The 5,664-nt window shown below is 61.8% G+C and carries 5 protein-coding genes; 4 read left to right on the top strand and 1 reads right to left on the bottom strand.

Annotated features, from left to right (window positions below):
* Nucleotides 1-761: quinone oxidoreductase family protein (locus ACIQ17_RS30115; protein ID WP_398473131.1), on the top strand; the 761-nt coding region annotated here is incomplete at its 5' end.
* A 42-nt stretch (nt 762-803) separates the two neighbouring features.
* Here ACIQ17_RS30115 and rutD read toward each other — a convergent pair.
* Nucleotides 804-1,613, bottom strand: a complete 810-nt coding sequence (rutD, locus tag ACIQ17_RS30110) for a pyrimidine utilization protein D (protein ID WP_398473130.1) — start codon at nt 1,611-1,613, stop codon at nt 804-806.
* A gap of 344 nt (nt 1,614-1,957) precedes the next feature.
* On the opposite strand from rutD, the gene ACIQ17_RS30105 reads away from it, so the two are divergent.
* The 3 genes from ACIQ17_RS30105 to ACIQ17_RS30095 all read left to right on the top strand — a co-directional run bounded on the left by ACIQ17_RS30105 (nt 1,958) and on the right by ACIQ17_RS30095 (nt 5,516).
* The gene (locus tag ACIQ17_RS30105; protein WP_398473128.1) at nt 1,958-2,257 is read left to right on the top strand and encodes a hypothetical protein; all 300 of its coding nucleotides are present in this window, start codon (nt 1,958-1,960) and stop codon (nt 2,255-2,257) included.
* A gap of 282 nt (nt 2,258-2,539) precedes the next feature.
* A complete protein-coding gene (locus tag ACIQ17_RS30100; protein ID WP_398473127.1) occupies nt 2,540-4,279 on the top strand; it encodes an adenylate/guanylate cyclase domain-containing protein in 1,740 nt (579 codons plus the stop codon).
* 19 nt (nt 4,280-4,298) lie between these two features.
* Nucleotides 4,299-5,516, top strand: coding sequence for a phosphatase PAP2 family protein (locus ACIQ17_RS30095; protein WP_398473126.1), 1,218 nt, complete (start codon nt 4,299-4,301; stop codon nt 5,514-5,516).
* Nucleotides 5,517-5,664 lie beyond the last annotated feature (148 nt).

Raw genomic sequence — 5,664 nt, 5'->3', positions numbered from 1 at the left:
GCGACGGCGTGACCGACGTAAAGATCGGCGACCGCGTCGCTTACATGAATGCGGGCATCGGCGCCTATGCGGATCGCCGCAATGTCGCAGCGAACAAGCTCGTGGTGCTGCCGGACAGCGTCAGCGATGAAGCCGCTGCGACGCTGATCTTCAAGGGGATGACAGCGCAATATCTCGTCAAGAAGACGCATGCGGTGCAGCCCGGCGACCTCGTGCTGGTGCATTCGGCGGCGGGTGGCGTCGGCCAGATCCTGTCGAGCTGGTGCAAGGCGCTCGGCGCTACCGTGGTCGGCACCGCATCGACGCCAGAGAAGTGCGCCATCGCGAAGAAGGCTGGCTGCGATTTCGCCATCGATTATTCGAAGCCCGGCTGGGTCGATGAATTCCTGAAAGTCACAGGCGGCCGCAAGGCGCGTGTCGTCTATGATGCCGTTGGCAAGGACACGTTCTACCAGTCGCTCGATTGCACGGCGCCGTTCGGTCTCGTCGTGCTGTATGGCGCGGCCTCGGGGCCGGTGAAGGACTTTGAGCCGGAGCTGCTCAACAAGAAGGGCTGCCTGTTCCTGACGCGTCCGTCGGTGTTTCCGCACAATGCGGACCCGGCGACCTTCCGCGCCAATGCAGCCGATTTGTTCGACGCCATCACCACCGGCAAGGTGAAGGTGGATATCGGCCAGCGCTTCAAGCTCGATGACATCGTCAAGGTGCATGAGCAGGTGAAGGGGCGCGCTACCACCGGTGCGGTGCTGATCACGCCGTAAAAGCGCCCCGTGATGCCCGGCCTTGTGCCGGGCATCACGGTTTTAAGACGCGCCGTCCACGCCCGCCAGAAACTCCAGCAGCATCGTGTTGAACACCTCCGGCGTCACGGCCGTGAAGGCGTGTGCGCCGTAGCTCACCTCTTTCAACGTCGCGCCCGGGATCGCCGCCGCCAGCTCGCGCGTGAGATAGGCGGGCACCAGCGCGTCGTCGGCAGCGGTGGTCACCAGCACCGGCGTCTTGATCGTCTGCAATCTCTCGCCGGGATCGAAGGCCAGAAACATCTCGATCCGCGCATTCATCGTCTCTGCCGGCGGGAAATGCGAGATGATGTGCGGTTCGTCGGCATCGAGCCTGGCTTCATTCTCGGCGATCCATTGCGGCGGAAACAGGAAAAGCGGCTGCGCGCGGACATAGGCTTTCGGTCCGGAAACGCGCAGGATCTCCCTGCGCACCTCGAAACAGCGCCGCAGGAAGGCATCGGCGCGGCCCCAGCCATTGACGACGGTCACGCTGCGCAGTCGCCGGGGCTGCGTCATCGCAAGCTCCAGCCCGACAATGCCGCCGATCGCATGACCGACCACATGTGCACTGTCGAGGCCGAGGTGATCCAGCACGCTGGCGATGTCGCCGGCCATGCCTGCAATGGTGCGGTCGATCGGCTTGTCGTCACGGCTGCGCGCGGTGCCGACATGGTCGTAGACGATGACCTGATGTCGCTTCGCGAGTTGTTCGATCTGCGGCGCCCAGAAACCGCCGCCGCCGCCCATGCCCGCCGACAGAACGATCGGCACACCTTTGCCATGGGTTTCGAAATAGATGGACGCACCATCAAAACTCGTAGCAAAAGTCATGGAGAAGCCTGTCTTCGTTGCCGGGTCAGCTACCATGTGTCGCAAATGCGGGCTTCAATGCAAAGTGAATGCAGACGTTTTGCTTTGGATAGTCCGGAAAATGTGCCCAAGGACCGCAGGCTGGATATCCTGACCGATGTAGCGACGCTCCTCGAAAGCCCGCAGATCGAACACCGACCTTTGCGCGCAGACGCCACGTCACGCGGTGGTATTTTCGTGCGATCGTGATGGCGATGGTGGATCCCGCGTTGGCCAACTGAAAAAATCGTCTCGCGATGTGACACGGGTCACATCGACCTCCGGCGGATCGCTGTAGGACTCGCGCGTTCGATCGGGAGGTCATCATGAGTGCACCCGGAGATGAGCTCGACCAGTTCTATCGCCAGTCCTACCGTCGCCTGATGATCGGCTCCTTGCTGATATGCGCCGTCCTTTTGTGCGCGATCGCTGCCGGGCAGACCAGCATCGGCTCGACAGTCATCCGGCAGATCACGCCCGGATACGACACCATAAATCCGCGGCCGATTACGGAGGCGCCGGTCATGCGATCGGCACCGAATTGCCGGTTCAGGAAATCATGGTCGACGGCCGGCCTGCTGCCCGTTTCGACAGCAAGTATCGAAGCCGCGGTCTGCCTCACATGAAGCGAGCGGATGAGTTTGACCGAACCGGCGATGTCCTGAAATTGCCGTTGTTTGGATTTTACCTTGTGTCGTCTTGGGTACAAACACTCCGAAGCGACCCCCGGGGGTGTTGTCCTTACTAATCAGTCCTGACTGTTTGTTGTCTCACTGTCCCTGCAGTTCACCGAGCGTGATATCTGTACCGTGCGCGTTAGTTCACAATCGTGCACGTCAGACCGATAACCAGCGTGGCCGATGGCTAGATCGAACGCATCGCTTGCATTCGAGAGTCCGGAATGGGTGGTGCGCACACTGCTCTTCGTGGACATTTTCGAGTCCGTGCGGCTGATGGAAGAGAATGAGGCCGGCACGGTGCAGCGATGGCGCGCGCTGGTGCGGGTGGTGGACGAAGACATTCTGCCTCGTTTCGAGGGGAGGCTCGTGAAAAGTCTCGGCGACGGGTTGCTGATGGAATTCCCTCAGGCGCCCCTCGCGGTCAGGGCGGCCTTTGCGGTCCAGACTGCTTGTGCGGGCATCAATGAGGACGTTCCGCAACGTCAGCACATCCTTGTCCGCGAAGGCGCTCACGTCGGCCATCTGCTCGCTGACGAGCGCGACATTTATGGCGCCGACGTCAATCTTGCGGCGCGGCTTACAGGTTTGGCGGGGCCGGGAGAGATCGTCGTATCCGCCGATGTGCGCGACCAGCTGGTGCCGGTGCTGGATGCCGACGTCGAGGATTTGGGAGCCTGTTATCTCAAGCACATACAGGCACCCGTCCGGGCCTATCGCATCGGTCCGCCGGGACCGCGCCCCGTGATCGAGCCGGGTCCTGTATCCATGCCGCAATTGCGTCCCACCGTCGCGGTCGTGCCATTCACCGGCCTCAACGAGGAGCCGGAGCATCGTGTCATCGGCGAAGTGCTCGCTGATGAAATCATATCGTCGCTGTCGCGTTCGTCGGAGCTGAATGTGATCTCGCGCCTGTCGACCTCGGTCTTTCGCGGGCGCGACAGTTCGGTGGAGGAGATCAGCAGTCACTTGACGGCGAACTATGTCCTGTCCGGCTCCTATCGCAAGGCAGGAAGCAAGCTGAGGATCAATCTCGAACTGGCGTCGGCATCGAACCTGACAATCGTCTGGTCAGACTCGTTCGTTTGCAGCGCTTCAGCCCTGATCAGCGGCAAGGACGGCGCCACCGCAGGCATCGTGACGGCGGTCAGTCTGGCGATCATGGCGCGCGAACTCGAGCGCGCTCAATCCCAAGCGCTTCCGACCGTCGAGAGTTACACGCTGCTGATGGGCGCGATCGCGCTGATGCACCGGTTATCATTGCAGGATTTCGACAAGTCCCGCCAGATGCTCCAGGTTCTGACCGAGCGCATGCCACGGCAGGCGGTGCCGTGGGCCTGGTTGGCGAAGTGGCATATCCTGCGTGTGCAGCAGGGATGGGCCGATGACCAGAATGTCGATGCGCAGCTGGCGCTGGATTGCGGGCGGCGGGCGCTGAATATCGATCCGCGCTGCTCGCTGGCGTTGGTCGTCATGGGCTTCGCGCAGACCAACCTGCTCAAGCAATTCGACGCCGCGCAGGAGCAGTATGATCTTGCGCTGAGCGTCAATCCCAATGATGCGATGGCGTGGCTGCTGAAAGGAACGCTCCTGGCCTTCAAGGATGGGGGAAAGCTGGCGGTCGAACACACCGAACATGCGCTGAAACTGTCGCCGCTCGATCCGCACCGCTATTTCTACGATTCCCTGGCCGCAACGGCAGCTCTCTCCGCAGGGAAATATGCGCGGGCGATCGATCTCGCGAAGCGCTCCTTGCGCGCAAACCGGACGCATACATCGACATATCGCGCGCTGGCGATCGCGCAATGGCAAAGCGGCCTCGAGCAAGAGGCACGCGAAACAGTGGCCGAGTTGATGAAGCTCGAGCCGGGATTGACGGTCGCGAAATATCGCGAGCGCCATCCCAGTGGTGGATTTGAGACCGGCCGGGTCTGGTCGAACGCATTACAGGGAGCAGGCGTACCGCAATAGCAAAGACAGGAGCAGGGATATGTGCACGATGGGTCCTGAAGGCGGAGCAGGGGGCGCAGGCGTCCTCGGTGGTGCTGGTGGAGCGGGCGGCGCTGGCGGAGCCGGTGGCGCGGGTGGTGCAGGCGGCGCGGGGAGCTATTCCGGGAGCTATGGATCGCCGCTGGTCGCCGATGCACTCATCAAGCACCGTGACGGCATCGTGGGAAACTGGCTCGGCCAGACCATCGATCGGCCGCCACGCGGACTGGACAACAAGGCGCATCTCGCACTTTGGGAGCCATGGGTGCGGGCGGCAGTGATCGATTTCGAATTGCTGTCGAACGTTCATGTCACCAGCCACCGGGAGCGATTCAGCTACAAGCACCGGGGCAAGAATATAGTGCGGGCGCCGAGCGAGAAATCGGTCACGGTCTGGCAATTCCACGTTCAGACCACGGCGACTGATCCGTCGCCGCGAGCGAAATCGAGTCGGATAGCGACCTTGATCCGCCCGTCAGCTGATGTCTTCAAGGGCCAGTTGGACATTGTCGAGTCCCACGCAGATCTGCGCGAGGATCGCGTCTCGGAGATCCTGACGCAGCTCGGTCCTCAATATGCCTTCTGGGGTTCGGTCGTGAACCTACATCCGGATCGCACCAAGAAGACGATCGAGTTGCTCGATGCGGCGCTCCGCTTCGCCACCGCAGTGGAAATGCGTATCAAGCATGCTCTGGCATGCTGGCGGCCTCACGAACTGTCGTCGCAGGTGCAGCCGATCATCCAGACGCCGGGCCACGGCGCGTTTCCCAGCGGTCATGCGACCGAGAGCCACATGATCGCGCGCATCCTGTGGGAGTTGTACGGGCGGCCGCCGCGGCTTGGCGAACAACTGATGCGACAGGCGGCACGCATTTCAGTCAATCGCACGGTCGCCGGTGTTCATTTCCCGGTCGACACCGCGGTCGGGCAGGTGCTCGGATTGTCGCTTGCCCGCTATTTCATCCTGCGTGCAAAACGTGGGTCGGAGTTTCGCGCGTGGCGCTTCGATGGCACGCGATATGGTCCCGCGCAGGATTTCGATCTGCGCGACTTCTACAATCCGGCAACCGGTCGGGAAGAACTCAAGCCGCAGATCAATCCGCCTTATGTCGATCCGCTGTCTTCCACGCCGCCAGCGGTGTCAGAGATATTGAAGTGGCTATGGGACGCAGCGGTCCTTGAGGTCAATCCTCCCGAGGAGACGAAACGACGATCATAGTCCGGAGATGCGCCATGGCCGAACAACGGAAACAGGTTTCTCCCTATCTCGAATGGGCCGTACGGACCGGGTTCGCCTATCTTCCCGGAGATTGGTTCTGGGTCCTGCTGGAGCTCGACGGGCCAGTGGAAGGCTTCGCCCGTGGCTT

This window comes from Tardiphaga sp. (assembly GCF_044340795.1).
Taxonomy (GTDB): Bacteria; Pseudomonadota; Alphaproteobacteria; order Rhizobiales; family Xanthobacteraceae; genus Tardiphaga.
This window is presented reverse-complemented; position numbering and strand designations above follow the sequence as displayed.

What these genes read in the sequence shown, in the direction of transcription:
- rutD (WP_398473130.1), bottom strand. Translation starts at nt 1,613, where the DNA reads ATGACTTTTGCTACGAGTTTTGATGGTGCGTCCATCTATTTCGAAACC.
- ACIQ17_RS30095 (WP_398473126.1), top strand. Translation starts at nt 4,299, where the DNA reads ATGTGCACGATGGGTCCTGAAGGCGGAGCAGGGGGCGCAGGCGTCCTC.
- ACIQ17_RS30105 (WP_398473128.1), top strand. Translation starts at nt 1,958, where the DNA reads ATGAGTGCACCCGGAGATGAGCTCGACCAGTTCTATCGCCAGTCCTAC.